This is a genomic window from Actinoallomurus acanthiterrae (genome assembly GCF_054775715.1).
Window position 1 is genome coordinate 2836058 of sequence record NZ_BAAHCO010000001.1, and the last position, 24793, is coordinate 2860850.

General features: G+C 72.3%; 20 protein-coding genes, 2 pseudogenes and 1 riboswitch. Of the genes and pseudogenes, 14 read left to right on the forward strand and 8 right to left on the reverse strand.

All coding sequences use genetic code 11. The annotated features are described in order from the left end of the window. The first annotated feature begins 22 nt into the window (after positions 1-22). Positions 23-1069 (forward strand): cobalamin biosynthesis protein, encoded by a 1047-nt coding sequence (locus ACYVF7_RS13790; protein ID WP_460339515.1) that lies wholly within the window; start codon positions 23-25, stop codon positions 1067-1069. Here the strand turns inward: ACYVF7_RS13790 and ACYVF7_RS13795 are convergent. Both ACYVF7_RS13795 and ACYVF7_RS13800 read right to left on the reverse strand, forming a co-directional pair. Next, positions 1038-1508, reverse strand: coding sequence for a hypothetical protein (locus ACYVF7_RS13795; RefSeq protein WP_460339517.1), 471 nt, complete (start codon positions 1506-1508; stop codon positions 1038-1040). The genes ACYVF7_RS13790 and ACYVF7_RS13795 overlap by 32 nt on opposite strands. Before the next feature lie 15 nt (positions 1509-1523). Continuing rightward, positions 1524-2735 carry an MFS transporter gene (locus ACYVF7_RS13800; protein ID WP_460339519.1) on the reverse strand — a complete coding sequence of 404 codons (1212 nt, stop codon included), beginning with the start codon at positions 2733-2735 and terminating at the stop codon, positions 1524-1526. Positions 2736-2860: 125 nt separating this feature from the next. Between ACYVF7_RS13800 and ACYVF7_RS13805 the strand changes: the two genes are divergently transcribed. Then, a complete protein-coding gene (locus ACYVF7_RS13805) occupies positions 2861-3463 on the forward strand; it encodes a TetR/AcrR family transcriptional regulator (RefSeq protein ID WP_460339521.1) in 603 nt (200 codons plus the stop codon). 13 nt (positions 3464-3476) lie between these two features. On the opposite strand, the gene ACYVF7_RS13810 is transcribed toward ACYVF7_RS13805, so the two are convergent. Next, positions 3477-4355, reverse strand: coding sequence for an alpha/beta fold hydrolase (locus tag ACYVF7_RS13810; protein ID WP_460339523.1), 879 nt, complete (start codon positions 4353-4355; stop codon positions 3477-3479). Positions 4356-4358: 3 nt separating this feature from the next. Next, entirely contained in the window at positions 4359-7058 is a 2700-nt protein-coding gene (locus ACYVF7_RS13815; RefSeq protein WP_460339524.1) for an AAA family ATPase, read from the reverse strand. Between the two features lie 78 nt (positions 7059-7136). Here ACYVF7_RS13815 and ACYVF7_RS13820 point away from each other — a divergent pair, with 78 nt between their 5' ends. Together ACYVF7_RS13820 and ACYVF7_RS13825 are read left to right on the forward strand one after the other, a co-directional pair. Beyond that, positions 7137-8639, forward strand: a complete 1503-nt coding sequence (locus tag ACYVF7_RS13820) for a cobyric acid synthase (RefSeq protein ID WP_460357904.1) — start codon at positions 7137-7139, stop codon at positions 8637-8639. 96 nt (positions 8640-8735) lie between these two features. After that, entirely contained in the window at positions 8736-9512 is a 777-nt protein-coding gene (locus ACYVF7_RS13825) for a methyltransferase domain-containing protein (RefSeq protein ID WP_460339526.1), read from the forward strand. 24 nt (positions 9513-9536) lie between these two features. Here ACYVF7_RS13825 and ACYVF7_RS13830 read toward each other — a convergent pair whose 3' ends face one another. Further along, complete coding sequence (locus ACYVF7_RS13830) at positions 9537-10367, reverse strand: helix-turn-helix transcriptional regulator (protein ID WP_460339528.1); 831 nt, start codon at positions 10365-10367, stop codon at positions 9537-9539. A 102-nt stretch (positions 10368-10469) separates the two neighbouring features. On the opposite strand from ACYVF7_RS13830, the pseudogene ACYVF7_RS13835 reads away from it, so the two are divergent. From ACYVF7_RS13835 to ACYVF7_RS13845, 3 genes and pseudogenes are all read left to right on the forward strand, one after another. Continuing rightward, positions 10470-11156, forward strand: a pseudogene (locus ACYVF7_RS13835) (SDR family oxidoreductase); the annotation flags it as partial. A 91-nt stretch (positions 11157-11247) separates the two neighbouring features. Beyond that, a complete protein-coding gene (locus tag ACYVF7_RS13840) occupies positions 11248-12009 on the forward strand; it encodes an SDR family NAD(P)-dependent oxidoreductase (protein WP_460339530.1) in 762 nt (253 codons plus the stop codon). Further along, positions 12006-12659, forward strand: a complete 654-nt coding sequence (locus ACYVF7_RS13845; protein ID WP_460339532.1) for an SDR family NAD(P)-dependent oxidoreductase — start codon at positions 12006-12008, stop codon at positions 12657-12659. The genes ACYVF7_RS13840 and ACYVF7_RS13845 overlap by 4 nt, the downstream gene beginning before the upstream one ends. Positions 12660-12787: 128 nt before the next feature. On the opposite strand, the gene ACYVF7_RS13850 is transcribed toward ACYVF7_RS13845, so the two are convergent. Then, positions 12788-13801: a Gfo/Idh/MocA family oxidoreductase gene (locus tag ACYVF7_RS13850; RefSeq protein WP_460339535.1), complete on the reverse strand. Its 1014-nt coding sequence runs from the start codon at positions 13799-13801 to the stop codon at positions 12788-12790. A 75-nt stretch (positions 13802-13876) separates the two neighbouring features. On the opposite strand from ACYVF7_RS13850, the gene ACYVF7_RS13855 reads away from it, so the two are divergent. Continuing rightward, on the forward strand, positions 13877-14689 hold the full coding sequence (locus ACYVF7_RS13855) for an AMP-binding protein (RefSeq protein WP_460339537.1): 813 nt from the start codon (positions 13877-13879) through the stop codon (positions 14687-14689). Positions 14690-14696: 7 nt separating this feature from the next. Here the strand turns inward: ACYVF7_RS13855 and ACYVF7_RS13860 are convergent, their stop codons facing one another. Both ACYVF7_RS13860 and ACYVF7_RS13865 read right to left on the reverse strand, forming a co-directional pair. After that, positions 14697-15089, reverse strand: coding sequence for a VOC family protein (locus tag ACYVF7_RS13860; RefSeq protein ID WP_460339539.1), 393 nt, complete (start codon positions 15087-15089; stop codon positions 14697-14699). Positions 15090-15093: 4 nt separating this feature from the next. Beyond that, a complete protein-coding gene (locus tag ACYVF7_RS13865) occupies positions 15094-15939 on the reverse strand; it encodes a helix-turn-helix domain-containing protein (protein WP_460339542.1) in 846 nt (281 codons plus the stop codon). A 242-nt stretch (positions 15940-16181) separates the two neighbouring features. On the opposite strand from ACYVF7_RS13865, the gene ACYVF7_RS13870 reads away from it, so the two are divergent. The 6 genes and pseudogenes from ACYVF7_RS13870 to ACYVF7_RS13895 all read left to right on the forward strand — a co-directional run bounded on the left by ACYVF7_RS13870 (position 16182) and on the right by ACYVF7_RS13895 (position 24775). Further along, positions 16182-16400, forward strand: coding sequence for a hypothetical protein (locus ACYVF7_RS13870; RefSeq protein WP_460339544.1), 219 nt, complete (start codon positions 16182-16184; stop codon positions 16398-16400). Positions 16401-16511: 111 nt separating this feature from the next. Continuing rightward, positions 16512-16634: riboswitch (cobalamin riboswitch) on the forward strand. Between the two features lie 61 nt (positions 16635-16695). Then, a pseudogene (gene cobN / locus ACYVF7_RS13875) lies at positions 16696-20335 on the forward strand (cobaltochelatase subunit CobN). Positions 20336-20412: 77 nt separating this feature from the next. Further along, positions 20413-21474 carry an amidohydrolase family protein gene (locus ACYVF7_RS13880; protein ID WP_460339546.1) on the forward strand — a complete coding sequence of 354 codons (1062 nt, stop codon included), beginning with the start codon at positions 20413-20415 and terminating at the stop codon, positions 21472-21474. Positions 21475-21637: 163 nt separating this feature from the next. Next, positions 21638-22936, forward strand: a complete 1299-nt coding sequence (locus ACYVF7_RS13885) for an ABC transporter substrate-binding protein (RefSeq protein WP_460339548.1) — start codon at positions 21638-21640, stop codon at positions 22934-22936. 8 nt (positions 22937-22944) lie between these two features. Further along, on the forward strand, positions 22945-23892 hold the full coding sequence (locus tag ACYVF7_RS13890) for a carbohydrate ABC transporter permease (RefSeq protein WP_460339550.1): 948 nt from the start codon (positions 22945-22947) through the stop codon (positions 23890-23892). A 1-nt stretch (position 23893) separates the two neighbouring features. Continuing rightward, the gene (locus ACYVF7_RS13895; RefSeq protein WP_460339552.1) at positions 23894-24775 is read left to right on the forward strand and encodes a carbohydrate ABC transporter permease; all 882 of its coding nucleotides are present in this window, start codon (positions 23894-23896) and stop codon (positions 24773-24775) included. Positions 24776-24793: the final 18 nt, after the last annotated feature.

Sequence of the window (24793 nt, forward strand, 5' to 3'; positions counted from 1 at the left end):
ACGCGACCACCCGGCCTCATGGATGCCGGACGGTCGGGCGGGCCTATCGTCTTCGTCTGTGACGACGGAGAAGGGGCTGTGGGCGGGCTTGCTGCTGGACGCGGTGGTCGGCGACCCGCGGCGGGGGCATCCGGTGGCGGCGTTCGGCCGGGCGGCGTCGGCGCTGGAGCGGCGGCTCTACGCCGACTCCCGGGCGCGTGGAGCCGTGTTCACAGGGATTTGTGTGCTCGGAGCCGCCGGCCTGGGCATCGCCGCCGACGCGGTCGTACGGAGCAGCGCCGCGCGCACCGGCCGTACGGGACGCCGACCGCGACGGGTCGACCCGGAACGGGCCGGCGGCCGGGCTCGGGTCGTGGTCACGGCGGTCTCTACCTGGGCGGTTCTCGGTGGGACGTCGCTGGGGCGGGAGGGGCTGGCGATGGCGGCCGCTCTGGAGGCGGGTGATGTCGAGGCGGCTCGGCGGCGGCTGCCGCACCTGTGCGGGCGGGACCCGAGCGCCCTGGACGCCAAGGAGTTGGCGCGGGCGACGGTCGAGTCGATCGCCGAGAACACCTCTGACGCCGCCGTCGCGCCGCTGTTCTGGGGATCGGTCTTCGGCGTGCCGGGGCTGCTCGCGTACCGGGCGGTCAACACACTGGACGCGATGGTCGGGCACCGCAGCCCTCGCTACCTGCGCTTCGGCTGGGCCGCTGCCCGTCTCGACGACGTGGCGAACTGGGCGCCCGCCCGGCTGACCGGGCTGCTCACGGTCGTCTGCGCGCCGCTCGTCGGCGGATCGCCGCGCGCGGCGTACGCGATCCTCCGCCGCGACGGTGCCGCCCATCCCAGCCCGAACGCCGGCCGCTGCGAGGCGGCGTTCGCCGGGGCGCTCGGCGTACGGCTCGGCGGCGTCAACGTGTACGGGAACCGCGTCGAGCACCGGCCCGAGCTTGGTGACGGCCGCGCGGCCGAACCGCATGACATCCGGCGTGCCGTCCGGCTGTCCCAGGTGGTCACGGTCGCCTCGGCCGTCGTCACGGTCGGCGCCCGTGCGGCGGTCAGGGCCGGGTGGCGGAGCCTGCGCCGCTGATGGCGGAGAGCCGTGCGGTGTGCCCGGGCAGGTGCTCCTCGGCCCGCATCCGGATGAGCCGGTCCCACGTCACCTCGGTGTCGGTGACCTGGCGGCCGGTGCGGTCGACGAGGCGGATCCGTACGGTTCGAGCGGCCGTCGCGTCCGGGATCCGGCCGACCAGGTTCGTGAGGGCCGCGCCGTTGCGGTGGACCAGCGCGACGCGTTCGGCGTGCGAGGTGGTCGCGATCAGTTCCGCGATCGCGGTCTCGTCCATCGCGGCGCGGTTGTCCACCACGACGTCCTCGCCGGAGAGGAGCCGTTCGGCCGCTCCGGCGAGCATCTCGTCGCTGATGGCGATGTGGGCCAGCGTCCAGTCGACGTCGGCTCGCGGCGTATCGACCGCCGAGGCCGCGGCGACCAGGTCGCGGTAGGCCAGAGTGAGGCGGGTCGTGTCCATTGTCGGTACTCCCTTTCAGCGGCCGGGCCGGCGCGCCAGGTACGGGGCGGCCAGGACGGTCAGGCACAGGGCGGCGGTGACGTAGGCGAAGTCCTGGACGGCGGTCAGCAGGCCGGTCGCCGTGGCGAGGAGGCCGACGCCGATCACCGGCACGCCGACGCCGAGGTAGATGACCACGAAGAAACCCGCCATGACCTCGGCGCGGCGCTCGGCGGGCGCCCCGTTGTTGACCAGGGTGAGGGAGCCGAGGAACACCAGTCCCTGCCCGGCTCCGGCCACGACGGTGGCGGTGAGGAGCAGGGGCAGGGACGCCACCGCTCCGGCGACGGCGAGCAGGACGAGCCCGGCGGCGAGCAGGGGCAGCCCGGCCGCCCGGACGGTGACCGGCCTCCGACCGTACGCGACGACCTGGGCGACGGCCGACGAACCGAGCATGAGGGCCACCGCGCCACCGCTGAGGGCGAGGTTCGCGCTTCGCGCCAGGGTGGCCACGTACGGCGGGACGAGTGTGAGGAACAGACCGATGACGGCGAAGGCCAGGAAGCCGGCGACACCGCTGGCGGCGAAGACCCGTCGCATGGCGGCCGGGATCCGGGGTCGTTGCGGTCGCCATCGGGCCGCCGCGCGTCCCGGGGGCAGTGCCGCCATCGCCACGGCCGCCGGAACCAGCAGGGCGATCTCCACGACGTACGGGAGCACCCGAGGGGCCGGAGCGTACTGCGCGAGCAGGCCCGACAGCAGTGGCCCCGCGCCGAGCCCGCCGACGGACGCGACGGTGGTGACGAGGGCGGCGCGGCGGCGGTCGCCGTTCGGTTCGAGCTCGGTCAGAACGGCGCTGAGCGCTCCGGACGCCGCGCCGAGGGCCACCCCCTGGGCGATGCGGGCGGCGAACAGCCAGGCCGTCCCGGTGGCGAGGGCGAAGACCAGGGCGCCGACGGCCGCCAGGCCCACGGCGGGGAGCAGGACCCGGCGGCGGCCGACGGCGTCCGACAGTGGTCCGGCGACCAGGAGCGACGGGATGAGAGCCGCGACATAGGCGGCGAAGATCAGGGTGACGACGAGCGGCGAGAACCCGAAGGCCCTTTGGTAGCCGCGGTAGAGCGGCGTGGGCAGGTTGGTGCCGGCCAGCAGGACCAGCAGTGTGTACGCGGCGCCCCGGAACCTCCATCCGGTCGCCCGCGCGGGTCGGTCCACGTGTAGCGCGCCACCGACGGTGTCGGCTGACATCGGATGCCTCCTCGAGACGATGACTGACCGACGGTCAGTCAATCCCAATGACCGACGTTCAGTCAACCGACTGAACGCTGGTCATTCAGATATGCTCAAGGCCGGCGGAGAAGGGGACGGACGCGATGGCGACGGGCGTACGGCGCAAGCGGGTGACGAAGAGCCACGACGACCGCCGGGAGGACATCCTCCGGGCGGGCCAGGAGGTGTTCGGCTCGATCGGCTTCAACGTCGCCACGATCGGCCACATCACCGACGCCGCCGAGATCGGCAAGGGCACCTTTTATCTGTACTTCGATTCCAAGGACCACCTGCTCGGCGCGCTCTGGGAGCGGTACGTCGACGCGATCGTCACCAAGACCCAGGACATCCTCGGTGAGGACCGCGGCTGGTGGCCGACGATCGACGGCCTCCTCGCCACGCTCATCGAGCACGCCGTCCGGAACGCCGAGCTGCACCGCGTCGTCTACGGCTCGGCGAACGCCACCGCCCTGGAGATCTGCAAGCGCGCCAACCAGCGCGTCATCGACCTGATCTGCGGCTACGTCGCCGAGGGCGCCGAGGCGGGAGCGTTCGAGGCCCGCGATCCGGCCATGGCGTTCCGCATGGTCTACCACGCGGCCGACGGCCTGCTCGACGACCTGATCGCCCCAGGCACACCGATCGACGTCCGGGAGGTCACCGCCGCGGTGCAGGAGCTCACGCACCGGGCCCTCGGCGCCTCCTAAGATCCCGTCGCCGTCACCCGGCCGTGTGCGCGAGGACGGCGGCGGCCAACTCCTCGTGCACCTCAAGCGGCAGCGTGTGCCCCATGCCCGCCACGATCAGCAGCCGCGCCCCTGAAATCTGCTCGGCGATGATCGCGCCGTGGCCCGGCTTGGCCGGCTCGTGGCTGCCCTCGATGACCAGCGTGGGCGCCTTCACCTGGTGCAGCACGCCCACCGGCTCGAAGTCGGGCTTGGCCATCGCGGCCAGCCGGTGGTTGGCCACCGCCGGCAGGTCGCGGGCCCGATCGTAGATCCGCTCCTGCAGCCGGCGCGCCGCGTCCTCGTCGAACGGCAGCCCGGTGCCGTGCAGCACACGCTGCTCGGCGATCATGCCGTCGATCCGCGCGCGCCGGTCCTCCGGTGGCGGGGCGGCCATCAGCGCGCGGTAGAAGGCCACGAACTCCGGCGCCGGCTCGGGCAGGCTCCCCTCGGACTGCGGCTGCCCCATCAGGGCCCGCACGAGCACCTGACCCTCGCCGCCGCCGAGCGGTGAGGAGGCGATGACGGTCAGCGAGCGCACCCGCTCCGGCCGCTCCACGGCGACGAACTGGCCGAGCAGCCCGCCCGCCGAGTGGCAGACCAGGTGCGCGCTCTCCAGGCCGTGGGCGTCCAGCACGCGGTACACGTCGTTCTTGATGTCGTCCCAGGTGTACGGCTCCGCCGCGAAGTCGACGGTGCCCGACATCCCGGTGTCACGGTGGTCGTACCGGATCACCCGGCGGCCTCCGGCGGTCAGGCGGCCGACGAACTCGTCCGGCCACAGGATGCCCTGCGACATCGAACCCATGATCAACAGGATCGGCGCGTCCGTCTCGGCGCCGAACTCTTCGCTCCAGATGTTCACGTTCTGCATGTCTCAGAGCATGTCGTCTTCGGCTACGGGCGCCTTCTGTAGAACTACTAGCCGCGCCAGTTCCGTACGGGAGCCGATGCCCAGCTTCGGATAGATCTTGTACAGGTGGTATTCGACCGTGCGCGGGCTCAGGAAGAGCCGGGCGGCGATCTGCTTGCTCGACAACCCGTCGGCGACCAGGCCCGCGATGCGCAGCTCCTGCGGGGTCAGCGCGTCGAGCACGGCCGCGGGCGGAGCCTGCCCGCTCTCGCCCGCCGCCCGCAGCTCGTCCTGCGCGCGCCGCGCCCACGGCCGGGCACCGGCCCGTTCGAACGTCTCCCACGCCATCCGCAGATGCGCCCGCGCCTCGCCCGGCCGCTGCCCGCGGCGCAGGCGCTCACCCAGCAGCAGGGCGGTCCTGGCCGCCTCGAACGGGTTGGTGTGGAGCCGCAGCGCCTCGCCGAAGGCGTCCTCGGACGAGTGGGCCAGGCCCCGGCAACGGGCCAGCAGCGCGCGCGACTCGGCCGTCGCCGCGTGCGCCGACCATCGCTCATACGCGGCCAGCGTCGTACGCGCGCCCTCCTCGTCGCCCGCGCCCACGGCGGCCTCGACGCGGTCCGGCGCGCTCCGCCACACCACGGTCGGATGCCCGGCGCCCGGCCCCGCCGCCGCGATGGCCGTGAAACGGTCGTGCGCCGCCGCGTAGCGGCCCAGGCACAGGTCGAGCAGCGCCAGCGCGTACGCGGCCACTCCCGCTTGCAAACCCACCCGATGCGGTACGGCGATGGCCAGCGCCTCGCGGGCCTGGCGCTCGCAGGCCTCCTCCTCGCCCCGCAGCGCCGCCAGCGCCGCCAGGTTGGCCAGGTGCGCGGCCACCGTGTTCTCATACCCGGCCTCCCGGGCCAGCGCCAGACCCTCCTCGGAGATGGCCTGGCTGCGTGCCAGCCGCCCGGCGATGCGCTCGGCGGTCGCCACGAACTCCAGCACGACGGGCAGTTGCCCGGTCATACCCGACACCCTGGCCACCCGGCCGGCCCGTCCGGCCATCTCGGTGGCCAGGTCCGACTCGCCCAGAGTGCTGGCCGCGGCCGTCGCCCACAGGTACCCCGCCGCGTCCTCCAGCTCGCCGGCCCGCGCCAGCGCCCGCCGCAGCAGGCCCGGCCCGGCGGCGTCGCCGTCCAACGTCAGGCCGATCCCGGCCACCACGTCCCGCAAGAAACTCTCGGGGTGCGCCGCCGCCCTCCGGCCGAGCTCGACGATGGCCGCCGTGTCACCGACGAATGAGGCCGCCTCCACGGCGTCGGCCAGCATGTCGAGGCTGTCGCCCGCCGCCAGGATCCGTACGGCCTCGGCGGCGTTGCCCGAGTTCAGCTCGAACCGGCCCCGGAGCTGGGCGATCTCCATGGCGAGGGTGGCGTCCGCGTCGGCCCGTTCGCGCGCCTCGGCCAGCAGCGACTCCGCCTGTCCCGGGCGGCCGCCGAGCCAGGCCGCGACGGCGGCGTCCTTCAGGCGGACGGCACGGGCGCGCGGCTCGGGGGTCAGCTCGGCGGCCCTGGTCAGGGCCGTGGCGGCGGCGCCGTACCCGCCGCGGTCGCGCGCCCGCTCCGCGGCGGCCACCAGCGCGGCGGCGACCTGCTCGTCCTGGCCCAGGGCGGCTCCGGCCAGGTGCCAGGCGCGGCGATCATCCGCGGTCAGCTCCGCCAGGACGGCGTGCACGCGGCGGACGTCGGCGGGAGCGGCCGCCTCGTGCACCGCGGACCGGATGAGCGGATGACGGAAGCGCACGCTCGTGCCCGACACCCCGGCCAGCCCGGCCCCTTCCAGCTCGGCCAACGCCACCCGCCCAGCGGTGTTCTCGGCGGGCCGTATCGCCTCCTCGGCGAACAACCGGTCGGTGGCGCGCAGGACCTGGCCGAGGTCGGCCTCCACGGCGGCGACCAGGGCGACCAGCCGGGCAGGGGCGGACAACGCGGCCACCCGATCGCCGAAGAGCCGGGCGCCACCGGGCAACGGTTCAGGCAGGGGTTCGCGCCCGGCGAGCTGCGCGGGCGTCAGGCGGGCGGCGATCTCGCCCAGGGCGAGCGGATTCGCGCGGGTCAGCGTGACGAGCTCCCGCGCCACATGAGCGGGCAGCACACCGTGGCGGGACTCCAGCAGCTCGGCCGCCGCGGACTCGGGCAGGCCACGCACGTCCACTGTCAGCGGCACGCCCTTGACCGGAACGTCCCCGCGCACGGCGAACAACATCGCGATCCGTTCCGTCCCCAGCCGCCTGGCGGCGAACAGCAGCGCGTCGGCCGAGGCCCGGTCCACCCACTGGAAGTCGTCGACCACGCAGATCAGCCCGTCCGGCGCGGCTGCCTCGGCCAGCAGCGAGAGCACGCCGGCGCCCAGCAGGAACCGATCCCCGGCACTGCCCGCGGCAAGCCCCAGGGCCGTACTCACAGCGTCGCGCTGCGGTTCGGGCAGCGCGTCGAGCGAGGCGGTCACCGGCCACAGCACCTGGTGCAGCGCCGCGAACGCGAGGTCGGACTCGGACTCGACGCCGGTAGTCCGGAGCACACGCATCGCGCCGCCTCGCGCGGCCGCCGCGTCGAGCAGGGCGGTCTTGCCCGCGCCCGCCTCGCCCCGCAACACCACCGCGCCGCCGGAGCCGTCGCGGGCCCGCCCGATCACCTCGTCGAGTGCACTGATCTCCGCAGATCTGCCGTAAAGCACGAGCATCCACTGTAGGAGGCCGTCACGCACCGGCTCCGGCCGCCCGCCGCCCGGCTGCTACCGTCGGCGTCCGTGGGCAATGGGATGCTGCTGGTCGCGGGGACGACGTCGGATGCGGGCAAGAGCATCCTCACGGCGGGGATCTGCCGGTGGCTCGCCCGGCAGGGCGTCAAGGTCGCCCCGTTCAAGGCGCAGAACATGTCGCTCAACTCGATGGTCACCGCCGACGGCGCGGAGATCGGGCGGGCACAGGCCATGCAGGCCGCCGCCGCCCGGGTCGAGCCCACCGCCCACATGAACCCGGTGCTCCTCAAGCCCGGCAGCGACCGGCGCAGCCAGGTGGTCGTGCTCGGCCACCCGATCGCCGAGGTCGACGCCATGGGGTACGCCGAGCACAAGCGGCGCCTCCGCGAGGTGGTCCTCGCCAGCCTCGCCGAGCTGCGCGCGCGGTACGACGTGGTGATCTGCGAGGGCGCGGGCAGCCCCGCCGAGATCAACCTGCGCGCCGGCGACCTCGCGAACATGGGCCTCGCGCGCGCCGCCGGGTCCCCGGACGGCCCCGGCATGCCGGTGATCGTCGTCGGGGACATCGACCGGGGCGGGGTGTTCGCCGCGCTGTACGGGACGGTCGGCCTGCTGGAACCGGAGGACCAGCGGCTGATCGCCGGATTCGTCATCAACAAGTTCCGGGGCGCGCCGGAGCTGCTGGCCCCCGGCCTCGCACAGATCACCGCCCTGACCGGCCGGCCGGTGTACGGCGTGCTGCCCTGGCTCGGCGGGCTCTGGCTCGACGTGGAGGACTCCCTCGCCCTGGACGCGCGTCCCCCGACCCGTCCGGCGGTCGCGGGGGAGACGCTGCGGGTCGCGGTCGCCCGGCTGCCGCGCATCTCGAACTTCACCGACCTGGACGCCCTGTCCGCCGAGCCCGGCGTGAGCGTACGGTTCGCGACCACGCCCGGCGAACTGGCCGACGCCGACCTCGTCGTACTGCCCGGATCCCGGGCCACGGTCGCCGACCTGGCCTGGCTGCACGAACACGGACTGGCCGCCGAGGTCGTACGACGGGCGCGGGCCGGCCGCCCGGTGCTCGGGATCTGCGGCGGCTACCAGATGCTGGCCCGCGAGATCCTCGACGACATCGAGTCGATGGCAGGACCGGTGGCGGGCCTGGGGCTGCTGCCTGTGCGCGTGGAGTTCGCCCCCGACAAGACCCTGCGCAGGCCCAGCGGCACCGCCTACGGCGAGCCGGTCCACGCGTACGAGATCCACCACGGCGTGGCCGCCGTCGAGGGCGGGGAACCGTTCCTCGACGGCTGCCGTGTCGGGGCGGTCTGGGGCACGACCTGGCACGGCGCGCTGGAGAACGACGGCTTCCGCCGCGCCTTCCTCGCCGACGTCGCCCGGGTCGCGGGCCGCGAGTTCACCCCGGCCCCGGACACCGACTTCGCCGCGCTGCGGGAGGCGCAGCTCGACGCGCTCGGCGACCTGGTGGAGCAGCACCTCGACACCGACGCCCTGTGGCGTCTCATCGAGACCGGCGCCCCGAGGGACCTGCCGATCGTGCCACCGGGCGGCGCCGGGTCGTGAGCGGGTACGGGCGGGGAGGAGTCGGCTCATGAGTGAGCGGAGCGAGCGAATCGTAAGCATGGCGCGCCGGGTCACTCCTCCGACGAAGGAGGGCGCATGAGCGGGTTCGCGGCGGGCGAGGAGCGCTGGCGGGCGGGACTGGGGTCGCTCCGGCAGACGGTTCGCCAGGAGCTGGTGGCGCGGCAGCTCGCCGAGCACCTTCCGGACGCGCCGCCCCGGCGCGTCCTCGACCTCGGCTGCGGCCAGGGAACGCAGATCCTCCGGCTCGCCCGCCGCGGCCACGCTGTGACCGGGCTTGATGCTTCGTCCGCGTTGCTCGGCGACCTCACGACCGCGCTGGACGCCGAACCGGCCGCCGTACGGGAGCGCGTCCGCGTCGTCCAGGGAGACGTGACGCGGGCCGCCGAGTTGTGCGGGACGGCGGTCTTCGACGTCGTCCTCTGCCACGGCGTTCTCATGTACTTCGCCGACCCGGGCCCGCTCCTCGAGGCCGTCGCGGCCGTCGCCGCTCCGGGCGCGCTGGTGTCCCTCCTGGCCCGCAACGGTGACGCCTTGGCCATGCGGCCCGGCCTGTTCGGCGACTGGCCGGCCGCCGCGGCGGCCTTCGACGGCACGTCCTACCGCAACCGGATCGGCGTCGAGGCCCGCGCGGACCGGCTCGCCGACCTGACGGCCGCGCTCGCCGAGCGCGGCCTGTCCGTGCCCGCCTGGTACGGCGTCCGCGTCTTCACCGACACCGCGGCCGACGACGCCCCCGTACCCGAGGACCTCGACGCGTTGCTCGCCGCCGAGGAACGCGCCGGCCGCACCGACCCGTACCGCAGAGTCGCCGCACTCCTCCACGTCATCGCCCGGCGGCCACCGCGCGACTGAGGGCCGGCCACGGCCTGGCGGGCGTCAGGTCTCCTGGCGTGAGGTGGCGGCCAGGGAGCCGAGGAGGGCGAGGGCCTGGCTGCTCGCCGATGCCGGTTCCGCGTGGTAGACGACGAGTTCCTGCCCGGGGCTGGAGCGGACGTCGAACGTCTGCATGGTCAACGTCAGTTCTCCGACGTCGCGGTGGTCGAAGCGTTTGCGGTCGAGCGCCTTGCCACGGGCGTCGTGGTGGGCCCACAGTTCGGCGAACTCCGGGCTCTGGTCGAGCAGCTCGGTGAGCACCCGCCGGATTCGCGGGTCGTGCGGAGCCTTGCCGTAGTTGAGGCGAAAGCCGGCCACCGAGTTTCGCGCGACGTCGTGCCAGTCCCGGTAGAAGGCTCGCGCGGCCGGGTCGGTGAACACCACGTGCATGAGGTTGCGTGAGTGCGCCCAGTCGTGGAAGAGGGCGTCGGCGATCGCGTTCGAGGCGAGCACGTCGTAGGCGCGGTTGTAGACGATGGCGGGGTTGTCCGGCCAGGCGGTCATGAGCTGCAGCAGGCTCGGGTCGACGCGTTCGTGGACGGCGGTGGCTCGGGCGCGGGGGCTGAGCCCGGCCAGGCGGAACAGGTGTTCGCGGCCGTCCTCGTCGAGGCGCAGGGCGGCGGCCAAGGCGTCGATCACCTGCGCCGAAGGCGTGCGTTCGCGGCCTTGCTCGAGACGGATGTAGTAGTCGACGCTGACGCCGGCCAGCAACGCCACCTCTTCGCGCCGCAGACCGGGGACCCGCCGGTGGCCGACGCTCGGCAGATCGGCCTCGCCCGGCGTGACCTGGGCCCGCCGGGCGCGCAGATAGGCGCCGAGATCGGAGCGTGTCATACCGGCCATCGTATGAGCGTCCGCCGGTCACTTGGTGGGTGCGGTACTCCCAGGAAGACGGCGCCCTTCTTCAGCCGTACGGCACCGGCCATCGTCGAAGTCATGCCGACGAACCAGGATGAAACACCGCTCGACCACAAGGTCGTCCTCGTCACGGGTGCCAGCAGCGGTATCGGTGAGGCCGTCGCCGCCCGCCTCGCACGTCAGGGACACCACGTGTTCGCGGGCGCACGGCGGACCGACCGCCTGCGGGCGCTCGCCGAACGCACCGCGGAGGCGACCTCGCGCTCCGGGGGAACCCTGCATCCCGTCCCGCTCGACGTGACCAAGCGCGCCGACGTCGAGGACTTCGTCGAGTTCGCGCGGGACCGCGCCGGGCAGATCGACGTCTTCGTCAACAACGCGGGGGTCATGCCGCTGTCGCGGCTCGACTCCCTGCTGGTCGAGGAGTGGGACCGGATGATCGACGTGAACGTCCGGGGCCTGCTGTACGGGATCGCCGCGGCCCTGCCTCATTTCACCGCGCAGCGATCGGGTCACTTCGTCACGATCGCGAGCATCGGTGCGCACCAGGTGGTGCCCACCAGCGCCGTCTACTCCGGTACCAAGTACGCCGCCTGGGCGATTACCGAGGGCCTGCGGCAGGAGAGCGATCCCTCGATCCGGGTCACGACCATCTCTCCCGGGGTGGTCACCTCCGAGCTCGCGGACTCCATCACCGAACGCGGAGCCGCCGAGGCCATGCGCACCTACCGGGCGCACGCGATCGAGCCGGACGCCATCGCCGAGGCCGTGTCGTACGCCCTCGCGCAGCCGGTCGGCGTCGACGTCAACGAGATCGTCGTACGGCCGGGCTCGCCAACGCTGAAGGAAGAAAGCCATGACCATCACTCCGACCACCTGGGATCTCACCGGACGGGTCGCCGTCGTCACCGGCGCCGCACGGGGCATCGGCCGTGCGACGGCCACCCTGCTGCGCGCCCGCGGCGCCCGGCTCGTCGTCACCGACCGCTCCGACGCGGTCCAGGAGCTCGCCGCGGAGGACCCCGGCAACGTGGCCGCGCTGGTCGGTGACGTCGCCGACGAGGACCTCGCGCGCTCGACCATGCGGCTGGCCGTCGACCGGTTCGGCCGCCTCGACATCCTCGTCAACAACGCGGGCCGTACCCTGAACAAGCCGATCACCGAGACCACCGTCGAGGACTTCGAGGGCATCCTGCGCGTCAACGCCGGCGGCAACTTCGTCCAGGCACGTGAGGCCTTCCGCGTCATGGAGGCCGGTGGCGGCGGCGCGATCGTGTCGATCGCCTCGATCTCATCGGTCGTCGCCTTCGAGACGCAGACGGCCTACGCCGCGTCGAAGGGCGCAATCGCCCAGATCACCCGCGTGCTCGCCGTCGAGGGCGGCCCGAAGGGCATCCGCTCCAACGCGGTCCTCCCCGGGGTGATCGACACCGACATCATGGAAGGCGTCGTCGAGAACGGCCGCGAGATGCTCGCCTCGTTCGGCGAGGCTCACCCGATCGGCCGGATCGGGCGTCCGGAAGAGGTCGCCGAGGCCGTCGCGTTCCTCGCGTCCGACGCGGCGAGCTTCATCACCGGCGCGCTCGTCGCCGTCGACGGCGGATGGACCGCCCAGTGAGCGGGCCCGTCTTCGTCGTCGGCGCGGGCCCGGGCATCGGGGCCTCCGTCGCCCGCCGTTTCGCCCGGGAGGGCCACCCGACCGGACTCATCGCCCGCGGTCGGGCGCGCCTCGACGCCATCGTCGACGACCTGCGCGGCAGCGGCCACCAGGCCATCGCCACCACCGGTGACATCACCGACCCCGACGACATCACCCGAGCGCTCGACGAACTGACGTCCGCCCTCGGGGTTCCCGAGGTCGTCTGCTTCAGCCCGCTCGCCGACATAGCCCTCATCCGGCCCGTCCTCGACACCACGGCCGGAGACGTGAAGGACGCCCTGGCCCTCACGGTCGTGGGCGCCGTCGCCGTCGCCCAGGCCGTCCTGCCGGGGATGCTGGAACGCGGCTCCGGCACGCTGCTGTTCACCACCGGCGGCGCCGCCGTACGACCCAGCCCGGAGCGCACCGTGAGCGCCGTCGTCTACGCCGGGCTGAACGGCTACCTCGACCTGCTCGCACAGACGCTGCCGCAACGAGGGATCCACGTCGGCCGCATCACCATCGTCGGCGCCGTGGGGCCGGGACTCACCCACGAACCCGACGACATCGCCGAACATCTCTGGCGCCACCACGACTCACCGGCGGAAACGGTGACAGTCGTGACCTGACCTCTACGAGACGTCGACGGCGCGGCTCTGGCAGCGCCTGTACGAACGGCCCGGGTTCCCCACGCTGGAGGACTCCCTCACCGGCGTGTTGGGGCCCACACCACGGGATGGCGGTGCCGCGGGGGTGCTCAGCCGCCCGCGGCCCGGCGTACGGCGGTCTCGATGACATCGAGGCCGGCAGCGGCGTCCTCGAGGGTGACCGGGGGCGGCCCGTCGCCGCGGACCGCCGCCGCGACGGCCGGATAGAAGTCCTGGTAGCGGCCCGGGTCGGTCGGTTCGGGTCGGGTGTCGCCGGGGGTTCCGACCGTTCCGTACGCCTCCGGGGGCGTCACTCCGTACTCCGGTTCCGCAGGTGTGAGCCCGGCGCGGAGCTGGTCCTCCTGGACGTCCAGGCCGTAGGTGACGTACGCGGCGCGGTCGCCCAGCACCCGGAACCGGGGGCCGAGGTCCGCGCTGATCGCGCTCATCCACAGGTGGGACCGGACCCCGTTCTCATGCGTGAGGGCCACGAACGCGTCGTCGACCGCCTCCGCGCCGGGCCGCCGTACGTCCAGCTCGGCGTGGGCGTCGACGGGCGGGCCGAACAGCGTGACGGCCTGGTCGATCAGGTGGGCGCCGAGGTCGTACAGGACACCGCCGCCGGCGGCCGGGTCGGCGGTCTCCTTCCAGCCCGGCTTGATCTGCGGGCGCCAGCGCGTGAACCGCGACTCGAACCGCAGCACCCGGCCGAGCGTCCCGTCACCGATCAGCCGGGCGGCGGTCCGGAAATCGCCGTCCCAGCGGCGGTTGTGAAACGGCACGACCAGGGGGCCGCCGGCCAGCGACCGGGCCTCGGCGGCCGTGGCCGCGATCGGCTTGTCGACCACGACGGGGAGGCCCGCGTCTAGCGCCGCGCGGGCCAGGGGGACGTGCGTGCGGTTCGGCGTCGTCACCACGACCAGGTCGTATCCGCCGGACCATATGTCGTCGGGTGCGTCGAGGAGCTCGGTGCCGGCGTACCGGTCACTTACGGCGGTCCGGCGCTCCGGGTCACGGGTCACGACGGCCGCCAGCTCCAGGCCGGGGGCGGCGGCGATCAGCGGAGCGTGAAAGACCGCACCTCCGGTTCCATACCCGATCAGAGCGACACGCAGATTGTCCACAGATGGCCTCCTTAGAGACCATTTGATCACGCTGCGGGTCTGTCCCGGCACGATGGATCGGCTTAGTCTCCGATTGTGCGTACGCCCGACCCGTCCGCGGCCGCGAATCTCGCCGAGTCGCTGAGCCAATGGACACTCGCTTTCGGCTGGTGGGACCGGGTCGCGTTCCTGTGCGGTGACGACGACTTCACCCACGGGGAGGTGCATCTCGGGGCGGGTCGCGCGGCGGGCGTGTTCCAGGAGCGCGGGGTACGGCCGGGCGACCGGGTGGTGATCGCGCTGCCCGGGTCGATGGAGTTCGTGTGGGCGTTCCTTGGAGCGGTGCGCATCGGGGCGATCGCGCTGCTCACCGACCCGGAGGCATCGGCCCTCCCGCCGGGAGAGGTCGCGGTCTGCGCACTCGGCAGGCACGAGCACGTCATCACGCCCGCCGAACTGGTCGCCGCGATGTCCCGCACGCGGACGCCGCCGGCGCACCCGGTGCACCCGGGCACACCGGCCTTCGCCCAGTACGGCGCGCTGTACGCGCACGGCGACCCGGAGGCGTCGTTCCTGGCGATGGAGCCGTTCGGCCTGCGGGAGAACGACGTGCTGTTCTCCGTGCCGAAGACGTACGACCCGGTGGGGCTGCGCAACACCGTCTTCCTGCCCCTGTACTCCGGGGCGAGCGCGGTGCTCGACTCCGGCCGTCGTTCGGTCACCGGGGTGGCCGAGCGGGTGCGCCGCCACCGCGCGAGCGTCCTGCTCTCGACGTCGGCGTTCCTGGCGAGGCTCGCCGCGGAGGGGTCCCGCGAGCCGTTCTGGCCGCTGCGCATGGCGGTGTCCCAGGGCGCACCCCCGCCGGTGCACGCCGAGGAGTGGCTCGGCTGCCCCGTCCTGACCCCGTGACCTGCGGTCAGGACGCCGAGCCCGCGTAGGTGCCGAAGCTCCAGAAGACGCCTTCGGGGTCCCGGACGGTGAACCCGCGCGACCCGTAGTCCTCGTCGCGCAGGCCCTGAACGACGGTCGCCCCCGCCGCCACCGCCCGTTCGTACAGCGCGTCGGGCTCGTCGATCACGACGTACACCGATCCCGTGCCGGGCGGCAGGTCGGCGATCGCGCTGTCGGTGCGGGTGGCGCTGCCGAGCATGATGCCGCCGCCTCCCGGCGCGCGGAGCTCGGCGTGCTCGACCCGGCCTTCGTTCTCGTAGACGGCGACCTCCTCGAACCCGAAGGCGTCGACGAGGAACCGGATCGCGGCGTGGGCGTCCTTATAGCGGAGTGCGGGCCAGATTCGTGTTTCGCTCATGCCCTCATCGTTCCCGTGGAGCGTCCTCGTCGCCTTGGACGAATGGGAGCTCCTCGTCGGCCAGCCACAGCGACGGGGGACACCCGGCCAGGTCGTTCCAATCGCGGGCCAGGTGAGCCTGGTCGTAGTAGCCGCAGGCGGCCGCGACGTCCGCGAGCGGCGGGCGGCCGGGCCGCTGGAGCAGCTGTTTGGACCGCTCGAACCGCATCACGCGGGCGGCCTCCTTGGGCCGCAGGCCGTACTCCGCGGCGAACCGCTCGCCCAGGTGCCGCCGGCTCCAGCCCACCTCGCGCGCCAGGTCGGCGATCCGTACGGTCCCGTCGGTCTCGGCGAGCCGCTGCCAGGCGTACGCGATTTCGGGCGCCGGTCCCGGCAGCCGGCCGATGCCGCGCGACAGCACGTCCTCGACTACGGCGAATCGTCCCCGCCAGGTCGTGGCCTCGGTGAGGCGTTCGACCAGTTCCCCGGCCCGCGGGCCGATCAGGTCGTCGAGGGACAGGACGGCCCCGCCGATCGCGCCGGCGGGCAGCCCGAACAGGGAACGCGCCCCCTCCGGCGTGAGGTCGAGCTGGATCCCGGCCAGGTCACCGTCGTGCGCGATGGTCACCGGCCAGGTGTGCATGCCTCCCACGAGGGCCATGAAGGCGGTCGGCGTCCGGTCCGCGCCGACGAGCGTACGGGTCGGTGCGTCCAGGCCGAGGACCACGGTCAGGTGCCGGGACGGGAGCCCCCGATGCGTCCCCGGGGCGAAGCCCTCGTACCGGTAACCGACGCAGCGTGCCACCGACGGCGCGAGCCGCACCGACGGCCGTACGCGGGCCGTCTGACTGACGGTAGCGGCACTCCCCATGGCCTCCACGGTACGCGGCGGCCCTCGCCGACCGGCGGGCCGCGGAGGGTGCGGAGGGTGCGGAGGGTCTGCGTGTATCAAAGTATTACCAGCTCGCGTCGACCTGGTAATACTTTGATACATGGCCGATGCCTCTCCTGTAGGTACGTGACTATGCCGACGTATGGCGACTCGCGGGAAGCAACGCCTTCTCCGGTGCCGGGCTGCATGACGCGGTGACCAAAGCGGCACATCACCGAGGAGTGAAACCACGACCGCTCTCCGAAAGCATCAGGTCACTCATCGATCTTCGAGGACGTATCTACCGTGAATGGCGGAGGAGGCTGGGTCCGGACGGTGACGCGTATCCGGACGACTTCGCCGAGGTCGTCGCGGAGGTGACCGCGTTCGCCGATCCGCTGCTGGCCGGGCAGATCGTGGGGGCGGACTGGGATCCCGTCGCCAGGTCCTGGCGGAGATGAGGAGAGAGCCGCGGGGCGCGGCAGCCGTGCGGGTGCGCCGGGTGTTCCGGTGACCTGGGGCGGTGCGGGGTCGGGGGCGTCCTCGTAGACTGGGCGCGCGACGGCGAAGGGAAGGAACCCGGTGGGAATCCGGGGCTGTCCCGCAACTGTGACCAGGTAGCGAACCCGCGCGTACGGCCACGGCGACCAGCTGGAAGGCCGCGGGGGAGCGGTGACCTGGGAGTCAGGAGACTTCCCGCTGTCGGTGACCTTTTACCCGAGCCGGGGCGAGGACCCCCGAGGGAAGGAACGACGCGTGCGTGTCCTGCTGCTCTCAACGGCCGATACCGAACTCCTGTCGGCCCGCTCCGCGAACGCCGGATATGTGACCGGCAACCCGTCCCGGCTGGACGTCGCCGATCTCGACGGGCTCTGTGAGGGCGCCGATGTCGTGGTGGTCCGGCTGCTCGGCGGGCTGAAGACCTGGCAGGAGGGCGTGGCGGATCTGCGTCGCCGGGGCCTGCCGCTGATCGCGTTGGGCGGGGAGGCCGCTCCGGACGCCGAGCTGATGGCGCTGTCGACGGTGCCCGCCGGCGTCGCCGCCGAGGCGCTGGACTATCTGCGCGAGGGCGGTGTGGACAACCTGCGGGAGCTGGCCCGCTTCCTGTCCGACACCGTGCTGCTCACGGGTGAGGGCTTCGAGCCGCCGCAGCGGATGCCGGCGTACGGCGTGCATCAGACCGGTGTCGAGCCGAAGGACGGCCGGCCGACCGTCGGTGTCGTCTTCTACCGGGCGCACGAGCTGTCCGGCAACACCGCGTTCGTGGACACGCTGTGCGAGCGGATCGTGGAGCTGGGCGCGAACGCGCTGCCCGTCTTCTGCGGCTCCCTGCGTTCCGCCGACGAAGAGCTCCTAGAACTGCTGGGCCGGGCGGACGCCCTCGTCGTCACCGTGCTCGCCGCGGGCGGGGCCGTGGCCGCGGACGCGTCGGCGGGCGGCGACGAGGACGCGTGGGACGCCGGGGCGCTGGCCGCCCTGGACGTTCCCGTCATCCAGGGGCTGTGCCTGACGACGTCCCGTGCCACCTGGGAGGCGTCGGACGCCGCGCTGTCCCCGATGGACGCCGCGATGCAGGTCGCGATCCCCGAGTTCGACGGCAGGCTGATCTCGGTGCCGTTCTCCTTCAAGGAGGAGGGGCCGGACGGCATCCCCGTGTACGCCGCCGACCCGGAGCGGGCCGCGCGCGTCGCCGGGATCGCCGTCCGCCAGGCACGCCTCGGGCACACGCCGGTCGCCGAGCGCAGGCTCGCGATCGTGCTGTCGTCGTACCCGACCAAGCACGCCCGCGTCGGCAACGCCGTCGGCCTGGACACGCCCGTCTCGGCGGTCCGCCTGCTCGCGGCGCTGCGCGAGGCCGGCTGACGACGTCGGCGAACACCCCACCGACGGGGACACACTGATCCACTCGCTGATCGCGGCGGGCGGCCACGACGTCGAGTGGCTGACCGAGGAGCAGCTGCGTGCCGCGCCAGCCCGGGTGCCCCTGAAGGACTACGAGCGCTGGTTCACCGCGCTGCCGGAGTCGCTGCGCGAGGGCATGCGGGAGCACTGGGGCGAGCCGCCGGGCGAGCTGTACACCGACAACGACGAGATCGTGCTGGCGTCGCTGCAGTTCGGGAACGTCGTGCTCATGATCCAGCCGCCGCGCGGGTTCGGGGAGAACCCGGTGGCGATCTACCACGACCCCGATCTGCCGCCCTCGCACCACTACCTTGCGGCGTACCGCTGGCTGGACGAGGTGTTCGGCGCCGACGCGGTGATCCACCTCGGTAAGCACGGCACGCTCGAGTGGCTGCCCGGCAAGGGACTCGGGCTGTCGGACGAATGCGCTCCGGACGCGGTCCTCGGCGACCTGCCGCTCGTCTACCCGTTCATCGTCAACGACCCGGGCGAGGGCACCCAGGCGAAACGGCGCGGCCACGCTGTGGTCGTCGACCATCTGGTGCCGCCGATGGCGCGCGCCGACACGTACGGGGACCTGGCCAAGCTCGAACAGCTCCTCGACGAGTACGCCACCGTCCAGGCGATGGACCCGGCGAAGCTGCCCACCGTGCGCGCCCAGATCTGGACGCTGGTGAAGGCCGCCGAGCTCCACCACGACCTGCACGTCAGCGACGAGCCGGGCGAGGGCGACTTCGACGACTTCGTCCTGCACATCGACGGCTACCTCTGCGAGATCAAGGACGTCCAGATCCGCGACGGCCTGCACATCCTCGGCCAGGCTCCGGAGGCGGAGCAGCGCGTCAACCTGGTGCTGGCCGTGCTCCGCGCCGCGCAGGTGTGGGCGGGCCGGGCGGGCGCGCTGCCGGGCCTGCGCGCCGCGATCGCGCAGGCCTACGGGCTGGACGAGCGCGAGCTGCTCGCCGAACCGGGCGCGCGGGTGGAGGCCACGGCGCTCGCCGAGCTCGTGGACGGTCCCGCGCGGACCGCCTCCGACGTGGTCGACCTCCTCGAGGCGGTGGCGCGCCGGCTCGTCGTCGGCATGGAGACGCTCGGCTGGGATGCCTCCCGGGCCACCGCCGTCTGCGCCGAGGTGCTCGGCCATGAGGTTCCCGACGTCGTACGCCTGCTGGAGTTCGGCGCGCGCGAGGTCGTGCCGCGCCTGGACGCCACGTCGCGGGAGATCGACGCGGTCCTGCACGCGCTCGACGGCGGCTACGTGCCCGCCGGTCCGTCCGGCTCGCCCACGCGCGGGCTGGTCAACGTGCTGCCGACCGGCCGTAACTTCTACTCCGTCGACCCGAAGGCGATCCCGTCCCGTACGGCGTGGGACGTCGGGGTGTCCCTCGCCGATTCGCTGATCCAGCGCCACCTGGACGACACCGGCGAGTATCCGCGCAGTGTCGGCCTCACAGTGTGGGGGACCGCCGCGATGCGCACGCAGGGCGACGACATCGCCGAGGTACTCGCGCTGATCGGCGTCCGCCCGGTGTGGGACGAGGCGTCGCGCCGCGTCACGGGCTTCGAGATCGTCCCGAGCGAGGAGCTGGGCCGGCCGCGTGTGGACGTCACCCTACGGATCTCCGGGTTCTTCCGGGACGCCTTCCCGCACGTCATCGCGCTCATGGACGACGCGATCGGCGCGGTCGCGGACCTCGACGAGCCGGACAACCACGTCCGCGCCCACGCGCTGGAGGATATGGCGGGACACGGCGACTGGCGGCGCGCGACCAGCCGGATCTTCGGGTCGAAGCCGGGCGCGTACGGCGCGGGCCTGCTGCCGCTGATCGACGCCCGCAACTGGCGGGACGACCGGGACCTCGCCGAGGTGTACGCCGTGTGGGGCGGCTACGCGTACGGGCGCGGTCTGGACGGGCGGGAGGCGCGCCCGGACATGGAGGCGGCGTTCCGCCGCATCTCGGTCGCGGCCAAGAACCAGGACACCCGCGAGCACGACATCGTCGACTCCGACGACTACTTCCAGTACCACGGCGGCATGGTCGCCATGGTCCGGTCGCTCACCGGGAAGAACCCCGCCGCCTACGTCGGCGACTCCGCGCTGCCCGACCAGGTGAAGACGCGCACGCTCGGGGAGGAGACCCACCGGGTGTTCCGCGCCCGGGTCGTCAACCCGCGGTGGATCGCCGCGATGCGCCGGCACGGTTACAAGGGCGCCTTCGAGCTCGCCGCGACCGTCGACTACCTCTTCGGCTACGACGCCACGGCCGGGGTGGTCGACGACTGGATGTACGAGAAGCTGGCGCAGGAGTACGTCTTCGACGCCGAGAACCGCGCGTTCATGGAGCGCTCGAACCCGTGGGCGCTGCGCGGCATCACCGAGCGGCTGCTCGAGGCCGCCGACCGCGACCTGTGGGCCGAACCCGCCGCCGAGACCCTGGAGCGTCTCCGCCAGACCTACCTCGATCTGGAGGGTGACCTGGAGGCGGGCGAGTAGGCGATATCTGCCGACATCTGCCGACATCAAGGCTGAACCGCGCTGATTCGATCACCCAGACTGGTTGAATCTGCGCAATGAGCGCTGATTCGCTGGCCGACCTGAGACTCCGCGACTACACCCCTCGTTCCCAGGTACGGGCCGAGGCCACGTCGGTTCCGGCCGCCGCCGTCCCGTGCGTCGACGTGCACAACCACCTGGGGCGGTGGCTGTCGCCCGACGGCGGCTGGCTGGTCCGGGACGTGGCGGCGCTCGTCGCGGCGATGGACGAATGCCAGGTCGCGACGGTCGTCAACCTCGACGGACGCTGGGGAGAGGAACTCGGCGAGAACCTCGACCGGTACGACGCCGCCTACCCGGGCCGCTTCGTCACGTTCTGCCAGCTCGACTGGCGCCTGGCGGCCGAGCCGGATGGGGTGGACCGGCTGGTCCGTGACCTCCGCGCCTCGGTCGCGCGCGGCGCCCGCGGCCTCAAAGTGTGGAAGGACCTCGGCCTGCGCGTCCGCGACGCCGACGGCGGGCTGCTGCTGCCGGGTGATCCGCGCCTGGCGCCGATCTGGCGGGCCTGCGCCGAACTGCGGGTGCCGGTGCTGATCCACAGCGCCGATCCGGTCGCCTTCTTCGAGCCCCTGGACCGGCACAACGAGCGGCTCGAAGAGCTGATCGAGAACCCGGACTGGTGGTTCGGCGACCGGGACCGCTTCCCGTCGTTCGGTGAGCTGATGCGCTCCCTGGAGGTCCTGGTCAAGGCCCATCCGGACACGGTCTTCATCGGCGCGCACGTCGGCTGCAACGCCGAGGACCTGCGGTGGGTCGACCGCATGCTCACCGCCTACCCGAACTTCCACATCGACCTGGCCGGGCGGATGGCCGAGCTCGGCCGACAGCCGCGGGCGGCGCGGGCGCTCTTCCTCCGCCACCCCGAGCGGGTGCTGTTCGGGACCGACGCGTTCTCTCCTCGCGGCGACGACTACCGGCTGTGGTTCCGTTTCCTCGAGTCGGCCGACGAGGCGTTCTCCTACGCCCCCGACGAGGCGGTACCGCCCCAGGGGCGCTGGGACGTACACGCACTCGACCTGCCGGCCACGGCGCTGCCCTTGCTGTACGCGGCCAACGCCCGCCGCCTGCTCCGGCTCTGACCGCCGCTCCGGTCCTGACCGCCCGTCAATGTGACGCATTCTTCACGTATGCCTTGTTTCCGTGATCGATCCTGATCTAAAGTCCCTCACAACAATCGCTAACGAGCATGAAGCCTTCGTAAAGCGCACTCGTTGGGCGGCCCTACGCAAGGGGAGTATGAAGATGCGCGCACCATCGCGACCGCTCGGCCGAGGGCTCGGCGCCCGGCTCACCGCCGTCGCCGCCACGCTGGCCCTCGGCGCCGTGGCGGGTTGCTCCGGAGGTTCGGGGACGTCGCACGACGCCGTGGTCGTCTGGCATGGCTACACGGACAAAGAGCTGACGGCGATCAACACCCTGGGCCAGGAGTGGAACAAGGCCCACCCCGACCAGAAGGTGAACGTCACGTTCGCCGGCACCAACGACGACGCCCTGAAGAAGACGCTGGGCGCCTTCGTCTCGGGCAAGGCGCCGGGAGTCGCCTATGAGTTCGGCTCCTCGATCACGACGCTGGCCAAACGGCCGCAGACCCAGGACCTCACGCCGCTGGTGAAGGGCACCCCCGCCTTCCAGTGGAACGACTTCTTCCCGGCCGCGCGGCAGGCGGCCACCACTCCCGACGGCAAGATCTACGGGATCCCCGCGCTGGTCGACAACCTGGCGCTGGTCTACAACAAGAAGCTCTTCGACGCGGCGGGGGTCTCCTATCCCACGCCGTCCTGGACGTGGACCGACTTCCAGAACGCCGCGCGCCGCCTCACCGACCCTTCCAAGCACCAGTACGGCTGGTCGTACTTCAACGACGGTTCGGAGGACACCGTCTGGCGGTTCATCGCGATGCTGTGGCAGGCGGGCGGCGACCTGCTCACCCCGGACGGCAAGAAGTCGGCGTTCGACTCCCCGGCCGGGCTGTCGGCGATGCAGCTGTTGCACGACATGGCGGTGACCGACCACTCCGTCTACCTCGAGACCGGCGACGGCCAGTACCAGAACCTCTTCAACTCGGGGAAGATCGCGATGCTCTGGACGGGTCCGTGGGACCTGTCCGGCATCCCCAAGGACATCCAGTACGGCAGCCAGATCCTGCCCGGCAAGGTCACTCACGCCACCATCGCCGGCCCGGACAACTACATGCTGTTCAGCAAGGGCGACCGCAAGACCGCGTGGGCGTTCCTGCAGTGGCTGGACTCGGCAGAGGTCCACCTGCGGTTCTCCATCGCCACCGGGGACCTTCCGCTGCGCGAGTCGGAGACGAAGCTCCCCGGCTACCAGGAGTTCCTCAAGAAGTACCCGGCCAACAAGGTCTTCGTGGACAACCTGTCGAAGTACGTCACCAAGTCCCGGCCCAACATCCCGGCCTACCCGAAGATCTCCCAGGTCCTCGGCACCGCCGTGCAGTCGGTCCTGCTGGGCAAGGCGCAGCCGAAGGCGGCCCTCGACCAGGCGCGTGACCAGGCCGACTCCATCCTGGCGGGCTCGTAGTGGCCGTCATGGCGGCGGGCCGCACCGCACGCGACGGGAAGTCGGCCCGGCGCGACGGCGGGCGGCGCCGTCCGAACCGGGCGCGCCGGGCCGACCATCTCGCCGGCTGGGCGTTCGTGTCGCCGGCCGTCCTCCTGATCGGCCTGTTCGGGCTGGTGCCGGTGGTCTGGTCCCTCCTGCTGTCCTTCCAGCAGACGGACCTGACGTCGCCCGGCACCTGGTCCGGCGCCGCCAACTACAAGCGGATGGTGCACGACCCCGTCTTCTGGCAGGCGGCGCGGCAGACGCTGGTCTACTGCGTGCTGTTCGTACCGGTCACGATGGCGCTGGCGATCCCCATCGCGGTCCTGCTGAACCAGAAGGTACGCGGCATGACCTTCTACCGGATGGCGGTCTTCGTCCCGCTGGTCACCTCGACCGTCGCCACCGGCGTCATCTTCAGCTGGATCCTCAATCCGCAGCTGGGCCCCGTCAACGCGGGCCTGGCCAAGCTCGGCCTGCCCCAGCAGGGGTTCTTCCAGAGTTCCGGTGAGGCGTTGCCCTCGGTGGTGGCGATGACCGTGTGGGGCTGGCTCGGCTTCGCGGTGATCATCTATCTGTCCGCGCTGCAGAACGTGCCCCGCGAGCTCATGGAGGCCGCAGCCCTGGACGGCTGCGGGCGGGTCAAGGCGTTCTGGAAGGTCGAGCTGCCGCTGCTCGCCCCGGCCTCGTCGTTCCTGCTGGTCTGGCTGACGATCAACGCGTTGCAGCTGTTCGACGAGGTCTACGTGACCACCAAGGGCGGACCGCTGCACGCCAGCACGGTGCTCGTCTACTACCTCTACCAGCAGGCGTTCACCGACTTCGACGGCGGCTACGCGGCGGCCATCGGCAGCGCGCTGTTCGTCGTGATCCTGGCCGTCACGGTGGTCCAGCTCTGGCTGAGCCGCCGTGCCTCCCCGTACGAGGTGAACTGAGATGGCCGACACGGCACTGACGCGACCGGCGCGCCTGGCGGGTGTCCACGAGGGAGGACGCCCGCCCCGAGCACGGTCCCGGCGGCCCAGCCCGCTGCACCTGGTGCTCATTCCGCTGTCGGTCGTGATGCTCGCCCCGCTGGGGTGGATGGTGCTGCTGTCCATCTCCACGGAGCGGGAGTCCCGGCGGTTCCCGCCAGGCCTGCCTGGCGGGATCCACTGGCAGAACTACACCGCCGCCTGGCACCAGGGGCCTTTCGGCCACTGGCTGCTCAACAGCACGATCGTGTCGGTCAGCTGTGTGGTCGGCAACCTGGTGCTGTGCTCGCTCGCCGGCTACGCCTTCGCCCGGATCCGCTTCTTCGGCAGCCGGCTGTTGTTCATCGGTGTGCTCGCGACGTTGATGGTGCCGTTCCAGATCGTCATGCTGCCCACGCTCATCGTGATGCACCACCTCCATCTGACCGACACCCTCGGCGCGCTCATCGCGCCGAACCTCGCCACCCCGTTCGGGGTCTTCCTGATGCGGCAGTTCTTCACCACCGTGCCGAAGGAACTGGAAGAGGCGGCCCGCATCGACGGCGCCGGGCGGCTGCGGACGCTCGGGAGGATCCTGCTCCCCCTGATGGGGCCGACCCTCGCCACCCTGTCCGTGCTGACGTTCCTCAACGTGTGGAACGACTTCCTGTGGCCCCTGATCGCCGTGCAGAGCCCCGGGAACATGACCATTCAGCTCGGGCTGCAGAACTTCCAGGGCGCCCACCAGACGAACTGGCCCGTGCTCATGGCCGGCACCGTGACCAGCCAGATCCCGGTGCTCGTGCTCTTCGTGCTCGCGCAGCGCTTCTTCGTCCGGTCGATCGCCTCGTCCGGCCTCAAGTGACCCGTCGCCCGTGAGCGG